We start from the raw sequence: 24,168 nt of genomic DNA, 5'->3' as shown, positions 1-24,168 counted from the left end.
GGCTTGAGCGCTGGAGAGGAAGCCGAGCCGGACGTCTGGAGGACGTGAAACGCACTCCGGAGCGCCGGGCGAGGCGGACTCCAGCCATGAGGAAAGGACCACGGTGGAGTTCGACGTCGTCGTTGAGATTCCCAAGGGGCAACGCAACAAGTACGAAGTGGACCACGAGACCGGCAAGATCAGGCTTGACCGGCTGCTGTTCACCTCCACTCAGTACCCCGCAGACTACGGCTTCATCGAGAACACCCTTGGTGAGGACGGCGACCCGCTCGACGCGCTGGTGCTGTTGCAGGAGCCGACGTTCCCGGGCTGCTACATCACGTGCCGGGCGGTGGGGATGTTCCGGATGACGGACGAGAAGGGCGGCGACGACAAGGTCCTGTGCGTCCCCTCGACCGACCCGCGGATGCACCACATCCAGGACATCCACCACGTGTCGGAGTTCGACCGGCTGGAGATCCAGCACTTCTTCGAGGTCTACAAGGACCTGGAGCCCGGCAAGTCCGTCGAGGGCGCCAACTGGGTCGGCCGCACCGAGGCCGAGGCCGAGATCGAGCGCTCGTTCCAGCGGGCCAAGGACGCGGGGCATCACCAGCACTGATCCTTCAGCGGGGCCTGGTGGCGCCCACCAGGTCCCCGCGGTAGATCGAGGCCACCCGCACCACGTCGCCGGTCTGCGGCGCGTGCACCATCTGGCCGCGGCCCACGTAGATCCCGACGTGGTGGATCGTCGCGGGGTCGGCGGTGTTGTAGGCGAAGAACAGCAGGTCACCGCGGCGCAGCTGGTCCAGCGGCACGTGGGGGCCCGCCGTCCACTGGGTGCCCGTCCAGTGGTCGAGCCGGACGCCGCCCCGCTCCCAGGCCCGCATCGTCAGCCCTGAGCAGTCGTAGGTCTCTGGGCCGTCAGCGGCCCACACGTACGGCTTGCCGAGCTGGGTGAGCGCCCAGTTGGCGGCCACGTCGCCCGTCGTGGCGCCGCCGGCGACCAGCCTGGCCCGTGACCTGGCCGCGGCCCGCCTCCTGGCCAGCAGCTCGGCACGGCTGCGGGCGGCTTCCACCCGCCGCTGCATGGTCTGCGCGCGGACTCGCAACGCCTTCGTCGTCCGCCGCTGCCCGGCCACGGCCGCCTCAGCGGCGATCTTGGCCTGCTGGGCGCGTCCGGCGGCGGCCTGCCGGGCGGCGTAGGCGTTCGCGGCCTGGATCCGCAGGATGGTGGCCACCTCTTGGGCATCGCGCATCCTGGCGAGCGTGGCGGACCGCTCGCCGCTCAGCTGCCCGAGTATGCCTGCCCGGTGCAGCCGGCCCTCGGTGCCGCCCTGGTCCACGATCAGGCCGACGACCGGCTCCAGCGTCCCCATCCCGCCGTACATCTGCGCTGCCAGCAGCGCGACGCCCTGCCGGGTCCGCTCGACCTCGGCGTCGGCCGCCGCGAGACGCAGTCTGGCCTGCTCATGGGCCTGCTCGGCCTGCCGCAGCACCACCATTGCGCCGTTGTACGCCTCCACCAGGCGCTCTACCTGGGCCGCGAGCCGGTCCAGCCGCGACTGCGCAGTGGCCAGCCTCGCTCGCGTCACCGCCAGCTCCTTGGACCGGTCGCGGACGGTCTCCCGCGCCTTTTTCACCTCGCGCGGCGAGGGGCCGCGGTCGGACTGGACCGGCGGGCACAGGGCGACGAGCAGGCAGCTCACCAGCACTCCTGCCGGGAACGCGAGCATAGGTCTCCCAGAGAACACATGGTCACTCTATGCACAGGGTTCCCGACAGTTCGGTTACGTACCGCGACTAGCTGGGCGTGTCCTTCGTCGGCGTCGCCGTGGGCTCCCCGGTGGCAGTGGGAGTGGTCGTCGCCGGCGGCGAGCCGGTCGGCGTGGCAGTCTGCGTCTGCGTTGGGGTCTGGGTCCGCGTCGGGGTCGCGGTCGGAGTGGGCGTCGGCGTGGGGCATGGGGTCGGGGTGCCGGGGCGCGGCTTCCCTGGCGGCCGGCCGGGCGGCCGCCAGGGTCGCGGATCCGGCGGGGCGACGAGCGAGGGCTGCTCCGGTGGGGCGCCGGACGAGGGCTGCCGCGGTGGCCGGGTCGGAACCGGAATCCCGGACGGCGGGCCGCTCTGGAGCGTGGGCCGCACGGACATGCCGGCCGGTACGGCGGAGGGCGCGGTCGCCACGCCCATGGGGTGCGTCCCCGTGCTGTCCAGGCTGGGCTCCGCGGTCCGCGGCGTAGCGCGGGGATCGTCCTGCCAGGGCAGCTCGATGTGCGGCTCTCCTGTCGCGGGGAACGCGGCCGTCGCCCCGCCCGGCACGCCGCCGACCTCGCCGCCCAACTGGTCGAAGATCACCGCTATCGCCACCACGGCCGCGACCGCCGCCAGCGCGCTCGCCAGAGCCTGAGGCCACTTCCGAGGGTTCTTTTCCGCGGGAACGGGAAACCCCCCGGCCCCCAGCAGGCCCGTACGCCTGGCGACGTAGCGCCGATAGGGCAGCAGCTCGGGGTCGCTGAAGCAGCTCAGCACCCTGACCCGGAGCGTGCCCTGCGGCGGCGGGCTCGGCAGCAGCGCGAAGACCTTGGTGGCGGAGACCTGGCGGGTGCGATGCGGCGCGCAGATCTCGCACTCCGGGAGGTGCAGGACCAGGTCCTCGCGCATGATCCGGGTCAGCTCGCCGGAGAAGCCGGTCAGGATGGCGGCCCGGCGCGGGCAGTCGTACGGGCCCTTCCTGGCGAGGATCTCGGCGGTGATCGCGTCGCGCAGGTGGTCGCGGGCCGCTTCCTGGGCCAGTTCGACCTCGCGTACCGGGATGGCGAGCACCTGGGCCAGCTCGGCGTCGGGCAACCCGTGCCGGACCGAGAGCTCCAGGATCTCGCGGTCGGCCGCGGGCAGACTGTGGACCGCGTTCCAGGCCATGACCCGCAGGTCGGCGTCGGCGGGGTCGTCCAGCGGTGGTGCCTCCGCGAGCGCCTCGGCGGCGCCCGGCGGCGCGGCGGCCCTGCGGCGCAGGCATTCGGCGCGGGCCAGCGCGTACAGCCAGGTGCGGAGCCTGTCGGGTGCGGTCAGCGCGTCCGCGTGCGCCTCGGCGGCGAGCAGCGTGTCGCGCAGCGCCACCTGGGCGCTGTCGGCGCTGAGGAGGAGGGACCAGCAGTAGCGGTAGACGCCCTCCGCGTACGCGTCGTAGAGCGCGGCGGGGGCGCCGGGATCGCGGGCGCGGAGTGCTTCGACCAGGACGCGGTCATTCATGTGCCGAATGTAATCGATTGGTAACTAAAAGTTCTACCGATTCGGCGCCGATGGCATCGCTTGCCGGGAGACCCCTTATTGATTTCGTACGAGTAATGCCCTACGGGCAGATTTTTCGGCTTTAGTGATGAATTACGGCTTCAGTTCTGACACGATCTGCGTGCTGCGGTCCTCCGCGAACGGCTCGGTCGTCGGCTTGACCGTGTGTACGGGGACGGCGCCGGCGAGCGCCAGATCCTCGTAAGGACGACCGGTGGAACCCCAGGTCCTGGCCGTGATATCGGTCTTGGCGACCTTCGCGCCGTCCGGCAGTCCCGACACGGTGAGAATGAACCTGGGCGGACTGCCCGCCTTCACATCGTCCACGAACGTGCTGCCGCCGCCGAGTAGTTTGCCCGCCTTGTCGCGCAGCATCGCGTTGACGACGAGGCTGCCGGCCGCCAACTTATAGGGATTTCCTACATATCCCGTAATAAGGTACGAGCCATCTTTCTGAGGCAACGTCTGGGTGCGTGAGATGGGAAACCGCTGGTAAGCGGACGGGATTCGGGAGGCGCGCCGCCATTGTGCGGGACGGTACTGGATCGTCACCTTGGCGGGTTTCTCCACGGCGCTGGCCTGACCGGTGAAGGCCAGCGACCCGCCCGGCGGTACGGCGTCGAGCGGCTGGTCCAGCCGGACCACCTCGGTGCCCTTGGCGTCGTGGCCCACGATCGTGGCCACCACGTGCTCGCCGAAGTGCCACGGATTGGCGTTTCTGAGCACGCCGGCCCAGGTGACGGCGTACCCGTCCGCGGACTTGACGGTGTTCGAGACCTGTTCTTGCAGAGCGAGGGGCTTGGGCTCTTGCTGTCCTGGCTTGTCCTCGCTCGCACACCCTGCGAGGCAGATCGCCCAGAGTGCGAGCAGGCTGACGGTTCGGCTGCGCGGGATCACTTTGCCGTGATAACCCGTGCATGCGCACGGCTGGCAGGTGACACGCGCCAGCCGTACCAACTCTTTAACGATCAAGCCCCTTAACGGGCCCGGACCACCCGCGCCTCGTCCCAAACCGGCTCGGGCGACTCGTAGACCGCGCCGTCGGAACCGAAGATCAGGAAACGGTCGAAGTCGGCGGCGAACCAGCGGTCGTGGGTGACCGCCATGACGGTCCCGTCGAACGCGTCCAGGCCCGCCTGGAGCGCTTCGGCGCTGGCCAGGTCCAGGTTGTCGGTCGGCTCGTCGAGCAGCAGCAGCGTGGCTCCGGACAGCTCGAGCAGCAGGATCTGCAGCCGCGCCTGCTGTCCGCCGGACAGCGTCTCGAACCGCTGCTCGGCCACCCGGCCCGCCAGCTCGTAGCGGGCCAGCGTCTTCATGGCCTCGTTCTTGAGCCTGGCGTGCTCGGTCATGACGATCTCGACCGGCGTGCGGCCGATCAGCTCAGGCCTGGCGTGGGTCTGGGCGAAGTGACCCGGCACCACGCGGGCGCCCAGCCTGGCCACGCCCTGGTGGTTGACCGGCTCCCCCGCCAGCAGGCGCAGGAAGTGGGACTTGCCCGAGCCGTTGGAGCCGAGCACCGCGACCCGCTCGGCGTACCAGATCTCCAGGTCGAACGGCTGCATGAGGCCGGTGAGCTCCAGCCGCTCGCAGATCACCGCGCGCTTGCCGGTGCGCCCGCCTTTGAGGCGCATCTTGATGTTCTGCTCGCTCGGGGCCACCTCCGGCGGGCCCGCCTCCTCGAACTTGCGCAGCCGCGTCTGGGCGGCGTGGTAGGCGGCGGCCATGCCGTCGTTGTATCTGGCTTTGTTCTTGAGCATGTTGACCAGGGCCTTGAGCTTGGCGTGCTCCTCGTCCCAGCGCCTGCGCAGCTCGTCCAGCCGCTCGTTGCGGGCCTTGCGCGCCTCGGCGTAGGTGGCGAACCCGCCGCCGTGGATCCAGATGTTGCCGGACTCGACGGTGACGATCCGGTCGGCGGCGTTGGCCAGCAGCTGGCGGTCGTGGCTGACCAGCAGCACGGTCTTGGGCGTCTCCCTGAGCTGCTGCTCCAGCCACTCCTTGCCGGGCACGTCGAGGTAGTTGTCCGGCTCGTCGAGCAGCAGGGTCTGGTCGGGGCCACGGAGCAGCGCCTCGAGGACGAGCCGTTTCTGCTCGCCGCCCGACAGCGTGGACACGTCCCGATATTTCACTCTTTCGTACGGCACGCCGAGCGCGGCCACCGTACACGTGTCCCACAGCACCTCGATGTCGTAGCCGCCGGCGTCGGTGTAGTCGCTGATGGCCTGCGCGTAGCGCATCTGCGTCTTCTCGTCGTCGCGCTCCATCATCACCAGCTCGGCCGCGTCGAGCCGCTCGGCCGCCTGCCGCACGGCCGGCGGCGCGACGCCCAGCAGCAGGTCGCGGACGTTGCTGCCGTCCCGCACGCTGCCGATGAACTGCCGCATGACGCCCAGCCCGCCCGAGCTCGCCACGCTGCCGTCGACCGGCTGGAGGTCGCCGGCGATCAGCCGCATGAGCGTGGTCTTGCCCGCGCCGTTGGGCCCGACGAGCGCCGCCTTGACGCCTTCACCGATCCGGAAGGAAACGTCGTTGAGCAGGGGCCGCCCGTCGGGCAGCACGTATGTCAAATGTCCTACTTCGACGTGGCCCATCCCGGCAGGCTATCCAGGCCGGGGCAACAGCGCATCCGGATATTCAGCCCCTGCCGCCCGGCCGCGTTCCGGTGCCGTGGGTCGTACAGCGCCCACCGATTGATCGAGAAGACTGTGAGGCTATGGTTCGGAGGCCCTAGACAGTAAGTGATCTGATGACTAGAACTGTAGGGAATCACGCCCCTCCCCCTTAGGAAGCCAGTGATGACGCGATTCCGCTCTGCCCTCGCCCCCCTGGCCATCGCGTTGATCGGTCTCACGGCCGTGCCGCAGCACGCCTGGGCCGCCCCGCCCAAACCGGTGCCGAGCGCCGCACAGCAACAGCAACAGCAACCCGCCGCGACCGTCTCCGCCTGTGCCCCGACCGTCCGGGGCACGACCACGAACGCCCGCCTGACCAGCCTGTTCACGAACTACGGAAACGACAACAGCCGCTTAGACGACTGGACGGGCGCCGACGGCACCTACTCGCTCAAGCTGCCGAGCGGGAAGGAACTGTGGGTGTTCTCCGACACCTTCCTCGGCCGGGTCAACTCCGACGGCTCGCGCCCGCCCGTGGTCGAGGAGGGCGGCACGACCACCTTCCTGAACAACACCTTCGCCGTCGAGCGCGACGGCAAGCTGTCCACGATCTACGGCGGCACCGCCGCGAAGCCCGCCGCCGTGATGCCGCCGCGCGACAAGAACCACTGGTACTGGGCCGGCGACGCGACGCTGGCCGGCGGGATCGTGGAGGTCACCTACCAGGAGTACGAGCGGTACGGCTCCGGTATGTGGGACTGGCGCTGGCACCGGAACGTGGTGGCCAGGTTCGCGCCGGGCCGGCTCAACCAGCCGATCAGCGTGCACGACCTGCCGTCCGCGCACGGCGTGGCCTGGGCCTCCGCGACCCTCAAGGACGGCGGCTACACCTACATCTACGGCGTCGAGGACCACGGCTCGCCCAAGTACATGCACATCGCCCGGGTCAAGGGCCAGAGCCTGCTGGGCAGTTGGGAGTTCCTCAAGAGCGACGGCACGTGGTCGCCGAACGAGGCCGACTCGGCGCAGATCATGAGCGGCGTCGCGAACGAGTACAGCGTCAGCCGGGTCGGGTCCGGATATGTCCTGATCACGCATGACACGACCGAGGTGCTGAGCCCGAACATCGTGGCCTACTCCTCGTGCTCCCCGTTCGGCCCGTTCACCGGCAAGCAGCATGTCTACACGACCCCCGAGACCAAGGGGAACATCTTCACCTACAACGCCCACGCGCATCCCGAGGTCGCCGGAAACGGGCTCGTGGTGTCGTACAACGTCAACAGCTTCGTCAACACCGACCACTACCGCGACGTGTCCATCTACCGGCCGAGATTCCTGGACGTGACCTTCAAGTGAGGCGTAACTGGGCGGCCCGCCTGCGGCACGTCACGATCGACGGGCTGCGGGCGGTCGTGCTGGAGAACGAGCGGCTGCGCGTGACCGTCGTGCCGGACAAAGGCGGCGACGTGGTGGAATTTCTGCACAAGCCCACCGACACGGACTTCGTCTGGCTCTCCCCGCAGGGCCTGCGCAACCCGCACGACCATCTCCAGGGTGCGGCCGACGACGTCGCCCAGTTCATCGACCACTACGAGGGCGGCTGGCAGGAGATCTTCCCCAACGGCGGCGCGCCCAGCGAGTATCAGGGCGCGCGGCTGGCGCAGCACGGCGAGGTGTCCGGGTTGCCGTGGGAGTGCGAGGTGCTGGCCGACGAAGAGCACGAAGTCGCGGTACGGCTCCGCGTGCGCACCCGGCGGCTGCCGTACCGGATGGAGAAGGTCTTCAGGCTCAGGTCGGGTACGGCGGCGCTGGAGATCGAGGGGCGGGCGACCAACGACTCCCCCGTCCGGTTGCCCGCCATGTGGGGCCAGCACATCGTGTACGGGCGGCCGTTCCTGCGCCCGGGAGCCGGCATCAGGCTGCCGCAGGGCGTCACCGTGATCCCGCACGAGAGCGCGATCAATCCGGCCGGGCGCAGGGTCCAGGCCGGCGGGCCGTGGGAGTGGCCGAACGTGCCCGCCGATCAGGGCGGCACGACCGATCTGAGCGTGGTTCAGGAGCCGGGGTCGCCGAGCGACATCGTCTATCTGACCGGCTTCACCGAGGGTTGGTATGAGATTTCGGGGGATATCGGTATGCGGGTGGAGTGGGATGCGGCTCTCCTGCCGTACCTGTGGATGTGGCAGGAGCTGGGCGGGTCCACCGGTTACCCCTGGTGGGGACGGGCGTACACGCTCGGGCTCGAGCCGTTCTCCAGCATGCCGACCGACGGCCTGGCCGCCGCCGTGGCCAACGGGACGGCCCTCATCCTGGACCCGTACGAGACGAAGGTGCTGAGGATGCGCGCGGAGGTGTTGGCGTGAGTGAGTTCGGCGGCAAGGTGGCGCTGGTCACGGGCGGGTCGATGGGCATCGGGCGGGCGGTGGTCGACCGCTTGGCCGACGGCGGCGCGTCCGTGGTGTTCTGCGGGGTGGACAAGGCCGCCGAACTCGATACCGAGCACGTCGTCGGCAGGATCGCCGACGTGCGCCGGGCCGGCGAGATGCGCGACCTGGTGGACCTGGCCGTGGCCCGGTTCGGCGGCCTCGACATCGTCGTGACCTGCGCCGGCGTGCAGCGCTACGGCACCGTCGAGGACACGCCGGAGGAGGTCTGGGACGAGGTGCTGGACATCAACCTCAAAGGCGTCTACCTCGCCTGCAAGGCGGCCGTCCCCAGGCTCAGGGCCCGCGGCGGCGGCTCGATCGTGATCATGTCATCGGTGCAGGCGTTCTCCTCGCAGGCCCAGGTGGCCGCCTACACGGCGAGCAAGGCCGCGCTCAACGGCCTGACCAGGGCCATGGCGCTGGACCACGCCTCCGACGGCATCAGGGTGAACGTGGTGTGCCCGGGGTCGGTGGACACGCCGATGCTGCGCTGGGCGGCGGACCTGTGGAAGGGCGACCTGTCACAGGAGGAGCAGATCCGGCAGTGGGGCCGCTCCCACCCGCTGGGCCGGGTGGGGCGGCCTGAGGAGGTGGCGGAGCTGGTGGCGTTCCTGGCGGGGCCGCGCTCGTCGTTCATCACCGGGGCCGAGCACCGCGTGGACGGCGGCCTGCTGGCGCAGAACCCGGCCGCACTTCCCGAATAAGTCGACAAGCACTTCTTGAATAGGTAGAGCCAGCCCACAAATTCTCCCGGTGGCTCGCCAAAGCCGGCAACAGTTGCGTCAATGCGACGAATTCACAGGTCACGTCCCTGATACGAGTGAGGGCGGCGTGCTGGGCCCGCGACCGCACTCCGGCGCGCAGCCGCGCAGTCGAGTCATCACGATTCGCATGTGATCGAGCACGCCACGTTACGAGGTCGAAATGACTCACCGATCGAGGAGAGACCTGTGAGGCTATCCAAAAAGGCCGTCGGCTTCGTCGCCGCGGCCGCGATGTTCACCGCGGTCGTCCCCGCCGCCGCCGCGGTGGCCAGCCCCCGCTCGACCTGCTACGGCGGTCGCGTCTGCCTGTACGCCGGCTTCGACTACAACCGCGGACAGGCCGACCACTGGCGCGACTTCATCGCCGACGACTCCAACCTGGCCGACAACAACTGGCTGAACTGGGACTTCAGCAATTCCTGGCAGACCATGAACAACGGGATCAGCTCGGTCAGGAACCGGATCGGCTGCAGCGCCACCCTCTGGCAGCACCCGGGCTACACGGGCGCCCACAGCACGTTCGCGAACAACTCGAACGACGGTTACCTGTCGAACAACGCCATCGGCAACGACCGCGCCAGCGCGCTCGACATCTGGTGCCGCTGAGTAAGAACGGGAGTGCCGGTTTCCGGGCTTGGCCGCCGGAAACCGGCTGTCGCGGGCTTCTCGCAGGCGCGCTGCTGCTGTCCCTGGCAGCCTGCGCCACCGACGAGCCCAGGCCGGTGGAGCAGCCGGACATCACCTCGGTGTCCCACCTGGTGCTGCCCTTCGACGCCTACAAGACCACTCCCAAGCAGCGGGCCATCGTGGGCAACGCCCACAACCACCTGGTCAAGCAGTGCATGCGCAAGCATGGCATCCCGGTCGAGCCGCCCGCGGAGGACCCGGCCGCGATCGCCGCGGTGGACCCCGGCAACTCCCGCCGCTACGGCGTCGTGGACATCGAGGCGGCCCGGCGCTACGGCTACCACCTCGCCCGCCCGCCCTCTCCCGACACGACCGGCTCCTGGGCGGCCGAGCTCCCCGAGCCCGCCCGCCACCACCTGTACGCCACCGACAAGGGCTGCCTGGACCAGGCGACGCGCACCCTGGAGAAGGGCGCGCGGAAGGCGGACTGGCAGTGGCTGGCCGAGCAGGACTCGCTCACGCTGGAGCAGGCCGCCAAGCATCCGTCCGTGACGGCGGCGGTCAAGCGCTGGCAGGCCTGCATGAGCCAGGCGGGGCACTCCTACCCCGCTCCAGAGGCGGCCATCGCCGACAGCCGCTGGGACCTGGACAAGCCGGCCGTGAGCGAGGAGGAGAAGCGGATCGCGACCGCGGACACGCAGTGCAAGTGGTCGTCGGGCCTGGTGCTCGCCTGGTACGGGGCCGACGTGGACCTGCAGCAGGCGGTCATCCGCGACAACCCCGACCGCTTCGCCGCACTCCGCGCCAACCGGGAGCAGCGAGTCAAGCACGCGTCAGGCCTGCTCGCCGCGCACGAAGGCGGCCAGGCCCGCTGACTGGCGCACCCGGCCGGGGCTCTATGGGCTGACATCCAACGACACGGAGGGGTCGGCGAATCGCTCGTTCGGGACGGTGGCGTACCAGCCGGGCCGGCCGGGGTCGCGGTCATACGGATAGCCGCCTATTTCCCGATAAAGCTCGGCATAGCGGGCGACCCGCTCCTTGTCCAGCCGTACCCCCAGCCCCGGCCCGGACGGCACGGCGATGGCGCCGCCGCTGTAGGGGAGCTTGCCGCCCTCGATCACGTCGTCACGTAGCTGGTGGTAGTGCGCGTCGGCGGAGTAGGTGAGGTTCGGCAGCACGGCGCCCAGATGCAGCATGGTCGCGAGCTGGATCCCCAACTCCCCCGACGAGTGCACGGCCACCCCGAGCTGGAAGGTCTCGCACACCCCCGCCGCCTTCACGCACGGCCTGATGCCGCCCCAGAACGTCGTGTCGAGCAGCACCACGTCCGCGGCCCTGCGCAGCACGTTCGAGGCGAGCTGCTCGAAGTTGACGACCACGGTGTTCGTGGCGAGGGGCACACTGACCTGCTCGCGCACGGCCCTGAGCCCTTCGAGTCCCCAGACCGGGTCCTCCAGGTAGTCGTTGTTCAGCCCCTCGATGGCCCGGCCGAAGCGCAGCCCCTCGGCCACCGACAGCACGGCGTTCGGGTCGTACCTGAGCCGGTCCTCGGGGAACGCCTCCGCCAGCGCGCGGTAACACGCCAACTCGTAGTCGGGCGGGAACACGCCGCCCTTGAGCTTGTGCACGGTGAACCCGTGCGCCGCCTTGAGCTGCGCGGTCTGCTCGACGAGCTGCTCGGGCGTGCGGATCTCGCCGTAACCGTCGGCGGCGTACCGGAAGAACAGGTACGAAGCGAACGGCACGGCGTCCCTGACCCGCCCGCCGAGCAGGTCGCAGGCGGGCACCCCGAGATGCTGGCCGATGAGGTCGATGCAGGCGAACTCGATGGCCGCGAGGAGCTGGGTCCTGTTGTTGTAGAGCGAGGCCGTGGGATTGGCGATCTTGAAGCGTAGCGCCTCGAGCTGGAAGGGATCGTGGTCCTTCAGGTACGGCACCAGCGCGCGGAACGCCGCCTCGGCGCTCTCGCCCCCGCCTCCCATCTCTCCCAGGCCGACCAGCCCGTTGTCGGCCTCGACCTCGACGATCGTGCGCACGAACCGGCCCCAGTGGGCGCCGTTGCTGTGTCGCAGCGGCGCCTCCAGGGGCACGGCGACCGTCGTGGCCCTGATATCAACGATCTTCACGAGCACGTCCCCCAAACGGCGGCCACCCCGCAGGCGGGCAGCCGTACCTTGACCGTCTCATCCACAACGTCGAGCCCGCGCGCGGCGCGCAGCCCCGGCATGCCCACCGTCACCTCGACCGGTTCGGCGGCCAGGGACTGCAGCCGCACCACCCGCTCGGCGCCCTCCTGCCCGATCGAGGTGATCAGCACGTCGGGGTGGTCGACGGTGGCGTACGTCTCGGTGGCGGCGGGGCTGTCAGTGATCAGCGCGCCGACGAACGGCTCGGTCAGGCCGGAGGCGGCCGCCGCGCCGAGCCGCCTGCCACCGACGCCGGCCGCGGTCGAGGTGACCGCGTACCGGAAGGTGGTCTCGCCCTGCTGCTGGGCCGGGAAGTTGGTGTCCCAGATGTTGTTGAGGGCCCACGAGTAGACCGTGCCGTCCTCGTGGTCGAGCGTCGGCGGGAACGGCGCGTACGGCATGTGGATGGTGCCGAGCTGCACCAGCGGGGCCTCCAGCGTGGCCCAGGCGATGGTCAGCTCGGGATCCTCGAAGGCGATCCAGTGCCTGATCGGCAGCATGTATTCAGCCGAGCCCGGCACCCGGGGCACGTCGGGGCCGCCGACGCCGCCGGTCAGCTCCCAGGCCGTGGCCTGGCCCGCGGCGAACGGGAAGGCCAGGAACACCGCCTCCTTGGCCGGGGTGCCCTGCTTGGCGAGCTGGTAGGTCAGGTCCAGCCGGGGCACGCCGTAGTGCAGCTCGATCGTGGTGCGGATCCAGTCCACGCCCTTGCCGTGCAGCTCGACGACCAGCTTCTCGCCCACTGCGGTGCGCCGGCTCTGGGTGATGGTGGCGTGCCGGCCGATGGCCCGGTCGCCGAGGAGGGTACGGTCATGCGCCCCGACGTGCCCCGACAAATGGTTGAAATGTGGGGCGGTGGCGTACTGGTCGTACACGTACTGGCCGAAGCCCGCGGCGGCGTCGGCGTTGACCAGCTCGCGGCCCGCCTTCTTGTCGAAGATCGAGCTGATGTAGCCCTCGCGCACGTCGTAGGCGACGCGGTAGAACTCGTTCTCGATCACTGCGCCGTGGTCCAGCTCGACCGGCTCGGGGGCCTGGCTCACGCCGGGTACGACGTCCAGGCGCGCGTAGCCGAACCCGGGGACGTCCGGCACGACCACGTGGACGTGCCGGCCGATCGGCCGCGTCGGCCAGTCCACCGGGTCCACGAACTCCTCGTGGTGCGCGAGCGTCTCCCCGGTCCGCGCGTCCACCAGGGCGATCGGCACGTCCACGCCCACCACGTCGCGCGGCAGGAACGCACGCACGATGTCGGTCCGCGCCCGGGTCGCGGGGTTGAACACGGCGAACGAGGCCAGCGCGCCGCCCTCGCTGCCCGTCTCGGAAAGGGCCGCGGCGAACCTGCGCACGGCCGCGTGCAACAGGTCGGCCGCGTCGTCCTGGGCTTGGTAGGCCCCGGAGGACTTACGGGTCCACTGCAGGCCGCCGGAGTCACCGGCCTCCTCGGAGTCCTCCCACGGGTTGGCCGCACCCCAGGTGTGCTCGTTGAACAGCGCGACCTTGTCGTAGGCTTCGTCGATCTGCTCGGTGGCGTCCGCGCCGGCGATCGCGTGCAGGGTCTCGGCGACCCGCAGCGCCGACTGCGCCCGGCGTACGTAGCCGAGCGGGCGCGCGCCCGAGCCGAGCCCGTCGGCCCACCAGTCGGTCCAGTCGCCCTCGTGCACCGCCAGCCGGTCGAGATAGCGCTCCTCGACGTGCTCGAAGAAGTCGCTGTTGACCGCCGAGCGCAGGCGCGGGTAGGCCCAGTTCTCGTTCCACGTGCGCGCGATCGACGCGGGCACGATCGACGGCCCCGCGTTGTCGGCGTGCGCGCCCTGCACCCGCAGATGCAGCACGTCCAGCTCGTACGGCTCCCGCGGCGCGTCCGGCCCCTGCCACCCGAAGGTCCCGGGCCCGTACGGGTAACCGCGCGTGGCCAGCGCCGACAGGTAGCGCGGCAGCAGGTCGTCGGCCAGCTCGTAGGAGTCGGTCAGCCCGACCGTGTTGCCCTCCATGTACGCCATCCCGTGCGGCGTGTCGGTGAACCACACGATGATCTCGTTCCCGCTCGGCGCCCGCCACCGGAACGGCCTGGTCAGCTTGTCGCCGCCATGCAGATAGGGCACGGACCGCCCGGCCCAGTTGTGCGCCGCCGCCAGGTAGCGCACGCCTGCCTGGGTGAGCGCGTCCACCAGCCCGACGACCGCGCCCGGCACGTCGGTGTGCATGGCGGACTTGGTGGCGAAGCCGTACCTGTCCTGGAGCTGGGCGGTGAAGCGGAGCTGCCGGTGCAGCTCCTCGGTCGAGCACGCCTCCGTGTGCAGCTGGAACGGCAGCGCGGTCACCTCGATGACGCCCTCACGGGCCCTTTGCGCGAAGGACTCGACCAGCTCCGCCGGCCGTGCGTCCAGCCACTTCAACGCGGGCATCGACGACTCGACCGTCCACCGGAACTTGGCGTCGTCCGGCCACGACGCGGTCTCCTCGGCCAGCCGCACCGCCGCGTCGAGATAGTCCAGGTGGTGGCGGAGCACGGTGCCCTGCGGGTCGGTGTAGCCGATGTCCAGGTGCGAGTGGTGCACGACGAACACGCTCCACTTGCGCTGCGGGGTCACCGTGATCCGCGCGGTGCCCACCACCCCCGCGTCGTCGCGGCACTCCAGCGTCAGCACGCGCGGCGCGTCCACCTCCGGCACGAGCAGCGTCACGTCGCGGCCTGACGCACTGTCCACGTCAACCAGCACGTGCGTCAACGGCTCGGTGCTCGACACCCTGATCGCCTGGCGGCCGTCGTGGGTGAACAACGGGAGCACCGCGGCCCGCACCTCCAGCCCGCGCACGCTTATGACGGGCGTCGAGGTGTCGTCGCGCAGCGCCTGCCTGATCCCGTCGTAGTCGGGGCTCCCCAGGCTCCGCTGGAGCAACCGGCTCGTCATCACACACTCCCTAGAGACAGGCCTCGGGCGAAGAGGCGCTGGGTGGCGAGGAACAGCACGATCGTCGGCAGCGACACCACGAGGGCCGCCGCCAGTCCGACGGGCACCGGGGTGCCGGCGTACACGTCGGTCATGAGCCCGGCGATGGCGGTCATCACCGGCCGCACGTCCTCGGTCTGCGACAGGGTCAGGCCGAAGACGAGGTCGTTCCAGATGAAGGTGAACTCCAGGATGAACACGGCCGTCAGCGCGCTGAGCGACATCGGCAGGTAGATGCGCCAGAAGATGCGCCACGTGGACGCGCCGTCCATGCGGGCGGCCTCGAAGATCGAGAACGCCACGCCGGAGTAGAAGTTGCGCAGCACGAACCCGGCCAGCGGCACGTTGATCGCCGTGTAGATGAGGATCAGGCCGAGGCGGGTGTCGTACAGGCCGGCGTCGCTGTAGCTGACGAACAGTGGCACGAGCATCATCTGCGAGGGGAAGACGGTGCCACCGAAGATCAGCAGGAACCACCAGAAGCCGTGCCGCAGCCGCAGCACCACGATCGTGTACCCGGCCAGCGCCCCGATGATCACGCCGAGCAGCGGGGAGACGATGCTGTAGAGGGCTGAGCTGGCCAGGCTTCCCGACAGGTTGGCGCCGTCGACGGCGCGGACGAAGTTCTCGAACAGCGCGAAGTCGCCGGACGGCACCCACGCGCGGGCCGGGTCGTACGATGCCGCCGGCCGCGCGGCGTTGACGAGCAGCAGGTAGGTGGGCCCGAGCCAGATCAGCCCGAGCACGATCAGCACGGTCCGGCGGATCACGCCGCAGTCACCTGCCTCCTGAGATAGAGGTACGACGCCAGGCCCGTGACCACGGTCAGCATCACCGCCACTGCCGAGCCGTACCCGTACTCGCTGGCCACGAACGTCTCCTTGTACATGGTGGCCGCCAGCGTCTCGGAGTTGCGTCCAGGCCCGCCCTGCGTCAGCACCCACACGATGTCGAACGTCTTGAGGCTCGCCACCAGCGCGAGCCCGACCACCACGGCCGTCAGCGGCCTCATCAGCGGCCAGATCACGTGCCTGAACAGCCGCCAGCCCGTCGCCCCGTCCAGCCGCGCCGCCTCGATCGGCTCCTTGGGGATGGACTGCAGCCCGACCACGAACAGCAGCGTGTTCACCCCGAGCTGCTGCCACGTCCACACCAGCAGCATGGCCAGCGTGTTCTGCGGCGCCTCCTGCAGGAACGCGGTGTCCACGCCGAGCAGCAGGTTGGCGATCCCGTCGTGCGACAGGATCGGGCTCCACACCATGGCCAGTCCCGCGCCGCTGAGCGCGTACGGCAGCATGAACGGCAGGCGATACCACACGCCGCCCTTGATGTCGTAGGACAGGACGGCGACCAGCAGGCCGAGGCCGACCGGCAGCACCATGGTGCCGGCCACCCAGATCAGCGTGTTGCGGGTCGAGGTGAGCAGCGCGGGATCGTCGAAGAGCTTGACGAAGTTGGCGAAGCCGATCCAGGCCGGCGGCTCCAGGCCGTCGTAGCGCGTGAAGCTCAGATAGACGGTCCACAGGAACGGCGCGTAGAGCAGCACCGCGACCAGGATGGCCGCGGGCGCCACGTACCCGTGCCGGAACCGGCCGAGCATAGGGGCACTCCTGCTCATGGCCTCACTCCGTTCGGCGGCTCGGTCGCCAGACGGCGGCACTCCCTCGCGGTCATGGCCTCACTCCGTGGGGCGGGCTCGGTCGCCATGTGCCGCTCACTGATGCGTGCTCCAGTACTCGTCGGCGGCCTGCTGGATGGTGTCCAGGACCTCCTTGTACGACCCCGGCTCGGTGACGAACTTGCTGAAGCCGTCCAGCGCGGCGGTCAGGATCGGCGGCGGCGTGGCCTCGAAGTAGCGGTTGACCAGCCGGTATTTACCGCCGCCCGCGTCCTTGGTGACCGTGCCGAGCACCTCGTCCTTGATCGTCACCTTGGGGTTGGCGCTGACGTCCCCCCTGGTCGTGGCCCATTTTTCCTGGGCCTCCGCGGTGGTCCACCACTTGAGGTATTTCATGCTGGCGTCGGGGTCGGCGGCCTTGGCGAGCGAGCACAGCGGGCCGCTCTCGAAGATCATCGACGTCTTGGGGAGCGAGGCGTTGACGTTGGGGATGACGAAGAAGTCGTAGTCCGTGCCCGCCTTCAAACTGCGCTGAGTCATGCTGGTGCTGAACCAGGTGCCGAAGGAGACCATCGCGGCCTTGCCGTTCTTCAGCACGTCACCGGGGTCGGTTTTGTCACCTGGGTTGATGAAATATCCGGCGTCGATGAGCTGCTTCCACTTCTCCATCACCTGGACCACGCCGGGGTCGGTGTACTTCGCCTTGCCGGTGGACAGGCGGTCGTACAGGTCGGGGTCGGTGCCGGCCATGAGCTGCTCGAACCAGACGAAGGAGAACAGCACGCTGGTGTGGTAGAAGGCCTTCACCCCGTTCTTCTTCAGCGTCTCGGCCGCGGCTATGAGCTCGTCCCAGGTCGCGGGGGGTTTCAGGGCGTACTTGTCGAAGATCTTCTTGTTGTAGAACATCCCCCAGTACGCGACGTTCATCGGCACGCAGTACTGCTTGCCGCCGATCGTGTAGTAGGGCGCCAGATCCTGCGACAGGTCGCCGGCCTTGATCGCCTCCTGCCAGACGGCCGTGGTGTCGGCCACCTGCTTCTGCTTGACGATCTCCGCTAACATCCCCCCGGTCTGCCAGGTGAACAGGTCGGGCTTGACGTTCGTGCGGAACGACGCCTTGATGAACGCCTGGTACTGCGCCGAGTCCGTGTATCCCGTCGGCTTCATGCCCAGGCCGATCCGCTGCTTCGACAGCGCGCCCATCTCGTCGAAATACTTCGTCCAGGCGCCCTTGTCGTTGTACAGCGTCAGTTCGGTCTTCTTCTGCGGTGTCTCGGCGCTGTTGCCGCCGCAGGCGGTCAGGACGAGCGCCGCCACGCCGAGCATGGCAACACGTGACCGGTACATGGGCCGGCCTCCTTGGTTCTTATCGGGGGGATGGCAACCTGTGCTCTATAACCGTCTTCACGTCCACCAGGTGGACTCGCATGCGCTCCTCGGCCTGCGCCGCGTCACGTGCTTCGATGGCCTGCAGGATCGCCAGGTGCTCCTCGTAGTCGCGGCGCCGGTCGTCGAAGATCTGCAGGATCTCCCGCTGCTCGGGTCCGTGGACGGTGAGCAGCGAGTCGACGACCTCGTCCAGCACGCTGTTGCCGGCCATCCGCGCGGTCGCCCGGTGGAAGGTCATGTTCGCGTCGTGCAGCTCGGCGTCCTCGCCGCGCAGGTGCTTGCCGGCCTCGTCGAGCACCTGCTGGAGCGCGGCGAGTTCCGCGCGGCCCGCGCGCTCGGCGGCCATCGCGGCCAGCGGCGGCTCGATCACGATCCGGGCATCGAGAAGCTCCAGGAGCTGAGCGGCGTGGATCTCGCGCATGTTGGGGTTGGGCAGGACGAGCCGCTCGATGTCGGCGCCGACGTAGATGCCTGAGCCGTGCCGCATCTCGATGGCGCCGGTGGCTTCCAGCCTGCGCAGCGCCTCGCGCAGCGTCGGGGTGGTGACGGCGAAGCGCTGGGAGAGCTCCCTGGTCGAGGGCAGCCTGTCGCCGGGCCGGTGCCCGCCCGTACGGATGAGCTCCAGCATGCGCTCGGTCAGAGCGTCGGACAGCGTGGGCCGCGTTACCTCGGACATATCAAGTGATCTAATCACTTAACGCCCGCGGCGTCTATGAGGAGTGTATTTTTCGCCACATGAAGCGGGTGATGGCGTGGATCGCGGCAGTCGTCCTGGTTTTAGCCGTGGCCGGGGTGGGCGGCGCCGGCTGGTACTACTCCGGCCTGGTCATCGACCCCTCGCACGAGGGCTCGTACCCGCTGGAGGTGGTGGCCTATGACGGCGCCCGGGTCACGCTGAAGGGCGGGAGCGACACGGCCGCCCCGGGTCTCTACGGGCTGACCTGGCGCGACGGCAACGCCACGCTCGGACCCGTGGTCTCGGCCTCGGGCGACACGGTGGTGCGGGAGGTGACGCGGGTGCGTCGGGGCACGCTCGCACCCGGCGTCCGCGCGTACTTCGACCGGTGGATCTGGGGCCACGAGGACCCGCGCGCGGCGCTCGGCCTGCCGTACTCGACGGTGTCGATCCGGAGCGAATTGGGCGATTTCCCCGCCTGGCTGATCCCGGGCTCCTCCAAGACCTGGGTGATCGCCGTACACGGCCGCAACGCGAACGCGTCCGAGGTCCTGCGCTTCCTGCCGGTCCTGGCCGAAGCGGGGATGCCGGTGCTGGCGATCAGCTACCGCAACGACAAGGGCGCGCCGCCCGGCGCGGACGGCAAGTTCCACCTCGGCGCCACGGAATGGCGGGAGGTCGCCGCGGCGATCTCCTACGCCCGTGGCCAGGGGGCGACCGGAGTGGTGCTGTACGGCTTCTCGATGGGCGGCGGCATCGCCGCGATGGCGGCCCGCGAGTTACCCGGCGAGCCGATCAAGGGCCTGATCCTGGACAGCCCGGTCATGGACTGGAACGCCCCGATCGACCTGGGCGCGCAGCAGCGGGGCGTGCCGCTGTGGCTGGCCTCGGTCGGCAAGTTCGTGGTCGAGCGCCGCACGGGGATCTCGCTCGAGGACGTGGATCACGTGCGGCACGCCGCGGAGTTCAAGCAGCCGATCCTGCTGTTCGCCGACGATGACGACGCCAGCGTGCCGACCGGCCCCTCACTGCGCTTCGCGCAGCTCAGACCCGACCTGGTGACGCTCGTACGCACGTCCGGCGGCGGCCACGTGGGCTCATGGAACGTGGACAGGAGCGGGTACGAGCGGGCGTTGGCTGACTTCATCAAGCGGAAAACTCATCGATAGTCTCGGAGAAAGCCGAGGGCTTCTTCCGTGTGTCCCTTCGCGATCGCCAGCATCGTCTCCCGATGGGGAAAGTCCCCGTCCAGCAGCCGCAACGGCCCGGCGACGAGCGACAGGTGCTGAGCGAGCCGATAAAGCCTCATCCGCCGCTCGTCGAGCCCCTCGACGCGGAGCCTCCCGTAGCGCTCGCGGAATCTGATCCACAGGAAGACATGCTCCCACTCGACATCGAAGAACATCGTCCCTTCGATATCGATGAGCACCGGCTCATCCTCTTCGTCGACGAGCACGTGATCGGGGCCCAGCTCGCCATGAATGAGCCCGTGATCGTCGCGGGGCTCCACGACGGCGGCCATCTCCTTCAGTGCTCGCTCGAAACCGTCACGAACCTCGCCGATGCTCGCGACCCGCTCCGCCGCCTCGGCGAGATCCTTCAGCGCCCGCCCGAGCACGACCTCGACCGCCGACCGCCCTTGGACACCCTCGGACGCCACCTTCCCGAGATGCCGCCTGCGACGCCGGCTCATCGCCTCCAGAGCGACCGCCAGCCGATCCATCACCCGCTCACCCCGTGCCGGATCGTCGCGGAGCAGCGCCTCGAGGGTCCCCCCGCGCACATCCTGAACCATCGCGATATCGGCCGGATAGTGGGTCCCGCTCCGATCGGCGAAATGGACGCGCGGCACGCGCACGCCGAGAGAGCTCAGGTGAGCATGGGCGGCCTCGAACAGATCGAGCCCAGAGGCATGCCCGAACGGATCCTCTGCCTCTCCATGCGATCCGGCAGGCCAGAAGTCCTCATCCTGGCCCCACACGTAGAGAACAGCGCCGAGCCCATCGTCAAGGGAGAGCCGATACACGCCCTTCTTGGTGCCGCCCCTCAGCCGCTCCACCCCGACGAGGCCCCGTTCCGTGCCGAAGACCTCGCGCACCAGGTCGTTCAGCTCCTCGGGCGCGACGAACCGTCGCTCTGCGTCCAGCGTCATGCCGCGTCCTTCCGTGGGGAGGAGACACAGTAGCGTGATCGTCCGTCACGAAAAGAACCCGCGCTCACGGTTCCTGACCGCCCACGACGGCGAGCAGCACGTCGGCGTGGCACTCCTGATCGGGCCGGCACCAGCACGCGAGGTCCTGGCCGGCGAGCTCGCGGCGGGCCTGCTCGACCAGCTCGGGATGCTCGCGCAGATGGGCGCGGTAGAGCTCCATGACCTCGTGCCGGTCATGGAGCCGGCCGCCGCAAGCCCGGCATCCCTTCCGCCCTATGCTGTGCGGGCTGTTGTACGGACTCGCCTTCAGCCCCGGCGCCGCCCTGCCGACGTAGGTCGCGCCCTCGGGCACGCGTCCGTGGTACATGTCGCCCTCGACCTTGACTCGGCGTGGCATGCGGCATCCTCCCCCGTGGCCGTGCGGCGCGCCTCGGCGTCGGGCTCAGCGATGCGCCGCGTACATCACCTGGGGCGCGTCGAACCGAACGAACTCGTCGACCTTCACCATGCCCAATGCCCGAAGGAGCCGAACAGAACGGAATGGCGACGATCCGCTCGGTGCCCGGAACGTCGGCAAACCCCCATTCCAGAACGGCGGCACACGCCTCACGCGCGTAGCCGTGGGTCCACCCGCTTCCAGATCTGACGAGGCGCGTGCCCGGTCCGCCGCAGCCAGTGCTCGGTGTAGACGATCCGGTCGGCCTCGACCACGACCAGCGGCCCCGACGGCGGCTCGTCGAGAGAGCGGGCACGCTCCACATGGTCGGACTGCCACCTGAACGCGGGCCAGTAGTGCCCGAACTCCGGGTCCTCGGCCTGCAGCACCCGAGCCCGCCCGAAGACCTGGGCACCTCGGCTGCTCGCCTGGCCGACCAGCGGAGCGAACACGCCGGCCGAAACCCGGGGATCCGCCGCGATGTTCCGCATCTTGGGGGACGTGGCGACCGCCGTGAACATCAGCGCGAAGTCGAGATGGAAGTAGCGCACCGGGGTGGCCAGTGGACCGTCAGCACCAGATGTCGCCAGAACGCACATGTTCTGCGACGACAGGAGATTGAGGATGCGCTCTTCCAGGGTCGCTCTGTCCAGTCGCTTGGTGGGAGTGGGACCGGCCAGCCATTCATTGGTAAGGGGCATGGCACAGATTCTCACGGCGGCTATGGGCGCCTACGGGAGCTTCCCTGAAGAGGCGGTCCGACCGAGCCGCGGATGACGAGGTGGGTGCCGAGCGTCACGTGCTGGAGCCGGCTCCGGTCGAGCGCCAGCCGTACCGCGGTCCGGCCCAGCTCCTCGGTGGGAACGTGCACGGTGGTCAGCCCCGGGATCAGGTCGGCGGCAAGCGGGATGTCGTCGTAGCCCGCGACCGAGACGTCCTCCGGCACCCGGACCCCGGCCTCGCGCAGCGCCGCGAACACGCCGACCGCGACCATGTCCGTCCCGGCGAAGATCGCGGTGAACTCGGCCCCCGTGGCCAGCAGTCGCTTGGCGGCCTCGTACCCGTAGCTCCGGGAGAAGTCGCTGGGCAGGATGAGGCCGGGGTCGCATTCGACGCCGTAGTCGGCGTGCGCGCGGCGGAAGCCGCGTACCCGGTCGATCTTGGTGGTGCTCTGGTCCTCGGCCGTGGCGGCACCGAGGTAGGCGATCCTGCGGTGCCCCCGGGTGAGCAGGTGGTTCGTCATGGCGTAGGCGCCGGCTTCGTTGTCGTAATCGACCACCGTGGTCGGCACGTCGTCGCCCAGCGGCGGCCGCCCGCACAGCACCAGCCGGGAGCCGGCCTTGTCCAGGGCGTGCGCGAAGTGCGTCATGCGCTCGCGGTAGGCGTCGTCGGCCGAGCCGCCGCCGACCAGGATCACCGCGTCGGCGCGCTGCTCCCGCATGGCCTCCACGACCGCCAGCTCACGCGAGGGGTCACCGTGGGTGGTGCACACCATGCACAGCCGCCCCTCCGCCGTGGCCTGCTGCTCCACGCCCTTGGCGACGTACGCGAAGGAGGGTCCGGTGACGTCGTCGAGAATGAAGGCCACCATCTTGGTGCTCGCTCCCGAGAGGGCGCGGGCGTGCACGTTGAGCACGTAGTCGAGCTCGCGCATGGCGCGCAGCACGCGGGTGCGGGTGGCCTGTGCCACCGGGTAGTCGCCCTTGATCACTCGGGAGACCGTGGAGGCCGACACCCCGGCTCTGGCGGCGACGTCGCGGATGGTGACACGGTCGCCCTCCTCGATGGTCACTTTGGGCGACAAGGCGTACCTTTCATCAGGCCACCCGTTCCAGGTCGTCGTATGTCACCTGGTGCGCCAGCGGCGACCCGGCGGCCAGCAGTTCGAGCTCGTCCACAACGGCAGCACCCATCCGGGACAACTCGTTGCCCTGCGAACCGGCGATGTGCGGGGTGAGGAAGACGTTGGGCAGATCGAACAGGGGCGAGTGCGGCGGCAGCGGCTCGGGCTCGGTGACGTCGAGGATCGCCGACAGCCGCCCCGACTTCAACTCGGCCACCAGCGCGTCGGTATCCACCAGGCTGCCCCTGGCCGTGTTGATCAGCACCGCGCCGTCCGGCATCAGCGCCAGCCGCTCGCGGTTCAGCATGTGCGTGGTCTCCGGCGTGGCCGGGGCGTGCAGGCTCACGATGTCGCTGCTGCTCAGCAGCTCTTCAAGGGACGTCTGCCGTATCCCCTCGACGCTGGTGTAGGGGTCGGACAGGCACAGATCCAGATCATAGGGCGCGAGCAGGTCGATCACCTTGCGGCCGATCCGCGAGGCGCCGACGATGCCCACCCGCCTGCCGTTGTTGCCGACCAAGGGGTGGACTTCGGCGAGGGTGAAGGCGCGCTCGCGCCGGTAGCGCTCGCCCAGGGTGAAGATGCCCTTGCCGGCCAGCAGGATCGCGCCGACGGTGTATTCGGCCACGGGCACCGCGTTGGCGTCGGCCGCCGAGGAGACCAGCAGGCCGCGCTCCCAGCAAGCAGGGGACACCAGGCTCTTCACCGAGCCCGCCGCGTGCAGCACCGCCCGCAGTCTCGGGGCGGCGGCCAGCAGCGCCTCGTCCAGCGGCGGGCACCCCCAGCCGGTGATCAGGACCTCGACCTCGGCGAGAGCCAGGCGAGGATCGTCGAACCGCTCGGCGACCAGCGTCACGTCGATGTCCGCGAGCGAGTCCAGACGCCGTAGCAGGGGCTCGGGGAAGAGCAACGCGAGATGTTCCTCGAGCATGGCGAACAGCGCCTTCGGGCGGGTGGACACAGGAGAAGCCTTCCATTCGTAGAGACCGGTTTCTACCGTAGAAGCGGATGCCTCGATGGGTCAACGGTGACTTTCGACGGCTGCATGACCGGCGTTCAAGCAGGCAGATAGATCAAACGACGCCTGAATGTAACGTCTCCGTAACGCAACCTTGTGGACTGCGCCATGCGGTCGTAGCGTTCCCAGCGACCGGTTTCTATCTCGGGCGGCTCCGCCAGTCATCGCGGCGGAAGCTAACGCACACAACTACAGGTGTGTCC

General features: G+C 69.5%; 22 protein-coding genes. 7 read left to right on the top strand and 15 right to left on the bottom strand.

The window, feature by feature from the left end; translation table 11 throughout:
• Positions 1–103 precede the first annotated feature (103 nt).
• Entirely contained in the window at positions 104–601 is a 498-nt protein-coding gene (locus ACTMTI_RS33110) for an inorganic diphosphatase (protein WP_441124584.1), read from the top strand.
• A 4-nt stretch (positions 602–605) separates the two neighbouring features.
• Here ACTMTI_RS33110 and ACTMTI_RS33105 read toward each other — a convergent pair whose 3' ends face one another.
• The 4 genes from ACTMTI_RS33105 to ACTMTI_RS33090 all read right to left on the bottom strand — a co-directional run bounded on the left by ACTMTI_RS33105 (position 606) and on the right by ACTMTI_RS33090 (position 5,852).
• Positions 606–1,715, bottom strand: a complete 1,110-nt coding sequence (locus ACTMTI_RS33105) for an NlpC/P60 family protein (RefSeq protein ID WP_441124583.1) — start codon at positions 1,713–1,715, stop codon at positions 606–608.
• Between the two features lie 67 nt (positions 1,716–1,782).
• Entirely contained in the window at positions 1,783–3,225 is a 1,443-nt protein-coding gene (locus tag ACTMTI_RS33100) for an RNA polymerase sigma factor (RefSeq protein ID WP_441124582.1), read from the bottom strand.
• Positions 3,226–3,357: 132 nt separating this feature from the next.
• Positions 3,358–4,161, bottom strand: a complete 804-nt coding sequence (locus ACTMTI_RS33095; protein WP_441124581.1) for a hypothetical protein — start codon at positions 4,159–4,161, stop codon at positions 3,358–3,360.
• 80 nt (positions 4,162–4,241) lie between these two features.
• Positions 4,242–5,852: an ABC-F family ATP-binding cassette domain-containing protein gene (locus ACTMTI_RS33090; RefSeq protein WP_441124580.1), complete on the bottom strand. Its 1,611-nt coding sequence runs from the start codon at positions 5,850–5,852 to the stop codon at positions 4,242–4,244.
• Between the two features lie 204 nt (positions 5,853–6,056).
• Here ACTMTI_RS33090 and ACTMTI_RS33085 point away from each other — a divergent pair, with 204 nt between their 5' ends.
• The 5 genes from ACTMTI_RS33085 (at position 6,057) to ACTMTI_RS33065 (ending at position 10,565) form a co-directional block, all read left to right on the top strand.
• Positions 6,057–7,229 carry a DUF4185 domain-containing protein gene (locus ACTMTI_RS33085; protein ID WP_441124579.1) on the top strand — a complete coding sequence of 391 codons (1,173 nt, stop codon included), beginning with the start codon at positions 6,057–6,059 and terminating at the stop codon, positions 7,227–7,229.
• Positions 7,226–8,236: a DUF4432 family protein gene (locus ACTMTI_RS33080; RefSeq protein WP_441124578.1), complete on the top strand. Its 1,011-nt coding sequence runs from the start codon at positions 7,226–7,228 to the stop codon at positions 8,234–8,236. The genes ACTMTI_RS33085 and ACTMTI_RS33080 overlap by 4 nt, the downstream gene beginning before the upstream one ends.
• Entirely contained in the window at positions 8,233–9,003 is a 771-nt protein-coding gene (locus tag ACTMTI_RS33075) for an SDR family NAD(P)-dependent oxidoreductase (RefSeq protein WP_441124577.1), read from the top strand. Before ACTMTI_RS33080 ends, ACTMTI_RS33075 begins: the two co-directional genes overlap by 4 nt.
• Positions 9,004–9,249: 246 nt before the next feature.
• The gene (locus ACTMTI_RS33070) at positions 9,250–9,669 is read left to right on the top strand and encodes a peptidase inhibitor family I36 protein (protein WP_441124576.1); all 420 of its coding nucleotides are present in this window, start codon (positions 9,250–9,252) and stop codon (positions 9,667–9,669) included.
• A 116-nt stretch (positions 9,670–9,785) separates the two neighbouring features.
• A complete protein-coding gene (locus ACTMTI_RS33065; RefSeq protein WP_441124575.1) occupies positions 9,786–10,565 on the top strand; it encodes a hypothetical protein in 780 nt (259 codons plus the stop codon).
• A gap of 21 nt (positions 10,566–10,586) precedes the next feature.
• On the opposite strand, the gene ACTMTI_RS33060 is transcribed toward ACTMTI_RS33065, so the two are convergent.
• From ACTMTI_RS33060 to ACTMTI_RS33035, 6 genes are all read right to left on the bottom strand, one after another.
• Complete coding sequence (locus tag ACTMTI_RS33060; protein WP_441124574.1) at positions 10,587–11,819, bottom strand: enolase C-terminal domain-like protein; 1,233 nt, start codon at positions 11,817–11,819, stop codon at positions 10,587–10,589.
• A complete protein-coding gene (locus ACTMTI_RS33055; RefSeq protein ID WP_441124573.1) occupies positions 11,816–14,794 on the bottom strand; it encodes a glycoside hydrolase family 38 C-terminal domain-containing protein in 2,979 nt (992 codons plus the stop codon). The genes ACTMTI_RS33060 and ACTMTI_RS33055 overlap by 4 nt, the downstream gene beginning before the upstream one ends.
• Complete coding sequence (locus tag ACTMTI_RS33050) at positions 14,794–15,603, bottom strand: carbohydrate ABC transporter permease (RefSeq protein ID WP_441124572.1); 810 nt, start codon at positions 15,601–15,603, stop codon at positions 14,794–14,796. The genes ACTMTI_RS33055 and ACTMTI_RS33050 overlap by 1 nt, the downstream gene beginning before the upstream one ends.
• On the bottom strand, positions 15,600–16,433 hold the full coding sequence (locus ACTMTI_RS33045; RefSeq protein ID WP_441124571.1) for a carbohydrate ABC transporter permease: 834 nt from the start codon (positions 16,431–16,433) through the stop codon (positions 15,600–15,602). Before ACTMTI_RS33045 ends, ACTMTI_RS33050 begins: the two co-directional genes overlap by 4 nt.
• Before the next feature lie 114 nt (positions 16,434–16,547).
• The gene (locus ACTMTI_RS33040) at positions 16,548–17,798 is read right to left on the bottom strand and encodes an ABC transporter substrate-binding protein (RefSeq protein WP_441124570.1); all 1,251 of its coding nucleotides are present in this window, start codon (positions 17,796–17,798) and stop codon (positions 16,548–16,550) included.
• A gap of 19 nt (positions 17,799–17,817) precedes the next feature.
• Positions 17,818–18,516, bottom strand: coding sequence for a FadR/GntR family transcriptional regulator (locus tag ACTMTI_RS33035; protein ID WP_441124569.1), 699 nt, complete (start codon positions 18,514–18,516; stop codon positions 17,818–17,820).
• Between the two features lie 59 nt (positions 18,517–18,575).
• Between ACTMTI_RS33035 and ACTMTI_RS33030 the strand changes: the two genes are divergently transcribed.
• Positions 18,576–19,685 carry an alpha/beta hydrolase gene (locus ACTMTI_RS33030; RefSeq protein WP_441124568.1) on the top strand — a complete coding sequence of 370 codons (1,110 nt, stop codon included), beginning with the start codon at positions 18,576–18,578 and terminating at the stop codon, positions 19,683–19,685.
• On the opposite strand, the gene ACTMTI_RS33025 is transcribed toward ACTMTI_RS33030, so the two are convergent.
• From ACTMTI_RS33025 to ACTMTI_RS33005, 5 genes are all read right to left on the bottom strand, one after another.
• Positions 19,676–20,668, bottom strand: a complete 993-nt coding sequence (locus ACTMTI_RS33025; RefSeq protein WP_441124567.1) for a phosphotransferase family protein — start codon at positions 20,666–20,668, stop codon at positions 19,676–19,678. The genes ACTMTI_RS33030 and ACTMTI_RS33025 overlap by 10 nt on opposite strands.
• 64 nt (positions 20,669–20,732) lie before the next feature.
• Positions 20,733–21,065 (bottom strand): DUF4326 domain-containing protein, encoded by a 333-nt coding sequence (locus ACTMTI_RS33020; RefSeq protein WP_441124566.1) that lies wholly within the window; start codon positions 21,063–21,065, stop codon positions 20,733–20,735.
• Positions 21,066–21,274: 209 nt separating this feature from the next.
• Entirely contained in the window at positions 21,275–21,805 is a 531-nt protein-coding gene (locus ACTMTI_RS33015; RefSeq protein WP_441124565.1) for a pyridoxamine 5'-phosphate oxidase family protein, read from the bottom strand.
• A 20-nt stretch (positions 21,806–21,825) separates the two neighbouring features.
• Complete coding sequence (locus ACTMTI_RS33010) at positions 21,826–22,908, bottom strand: LacI family DNA-binding transcriptional regulator (protein WP_441124564.1); 1,083 nt, start codon at positions 22,906–22,908, stop codon at positions 21,826–21,828.
• 13 nt (positions 22,909–22,921) lie between these two features.
• Positions 22,922–23,908 (bottom strand): hydroxyacid dehydrogenase, encoded by a 987-nt coding sequence (locus ACTMTI_RS33005; RefSeq protein ID WP_441124563.1) that lies wholly within the window; start codon positions 23,906–23,908, stop codon positions 22,922–22,924.
• Between the last annotated feature and the right edge of the window lie 260 nt (positions 23,909–24,168).

This window comes from Nonomuraea sp. H19 (assembly GCF_052068215.1).
Classification (GTDB): Bacteria; Actinomycetota; Actinomycetes; order Streptosporangiales; family Streptosporangiaceae; genus Nonomuraea.
The sequence above is the reverse complement of the archived record's forward strand: the minus strand, read 5'-3'. Positions and strand labels throughout refer to the sequence as shown.

Bases quoted from the DNA above. Each gene is read 5' to 3' on its own strand.
- ACTMTI_RS33105 (WP_441124583.1), bottom strand. From the start codon at position 1,715: ATGCTCGCGTTCCCGGCAGGAGTGCTGGTGAGCTGCCTGCTCGTCGCC.
- ACTMTI_RS33100 (WP_441124582.1), bottom strand. From the start codon at position 3,225: ATGAATGACCGCGTCCTGGTCGAAGCACTCCGCGCCCGCGATCCCGGC.
- ACTMTI_RS33090 (WP_441124580.1), bottom strand. From the start codon at position 5,852: ATGGGCCACGTCGAAGTAGGACATTTGACATACGTGCTGCCCGACGGG.
- ACTMTI_RS33085 (WP_441124579.1), top strand. From the start codon at position 6,057: ATGACGCGATTCCGCTCTGCCCTCGCCCCCCTGGCCATCGCGTTGATC.
- ACTMTI_RS33055 (WP_441124573.1), bottom strand. From the start codon at position 14,794: ATGACGAGCCGGTTGCTCCAGCGGAGCCTGGGGAGCCCCGACTACGAC.
- ACTMTI_RS33045 (WP_441124571.1), bottom strand. From the start codon at position 16,433: ATGCTCGGCCGGTTCCGGCACGGGTACGTGGCGCCCGCGGCCATCCTG.
- ACTMTI_RS33040 (WP_441124570.1), bottom strand. From the start codon at position 17,798: ATGTACCGGTCACGTGTTGCCATGCTCGGCGTGGCGGCGCTCGTCCTG.
- ACTMTI_RS33035 (WP_441124569.1), bottom strand. From the start codon at position 18,516: ATGTCCGAGGTAACGCGGCCCACGCTGTCCGACGCTCTGACCGAGCGC.
- ACTMTI_RS33030 (WP_441124568.1), top strand. From the start codon at position 18,576: ATGAAGCGGGTGATGGCGTGGATCGCGGCAGTCGTCCTGGTTTTAGCC.
- ACTMTI_RS33025 (WP_441124567.1), bottom strand. From the start codon at position 20,668: ATGACGCTGGACGCAGAGCGACGGTTCGTCGCGCCCGAGGAGCTGAAC.
- ACTMTI_RS33020 (WP_441124566.1), bottom strand. From the start codon at position 21,065: ATGCCACGCCGAGTCAAGGTCGAGGGCGACATGTACCACGGACGCGTG.
- ACTMTI_RS33015 (WP_441124565.1), bottom strand. From the start codon at position 21,805: ATGCCCCTTACCAATGAATGGCTGGCCGGTCCCACTCCCACCAAGCGA.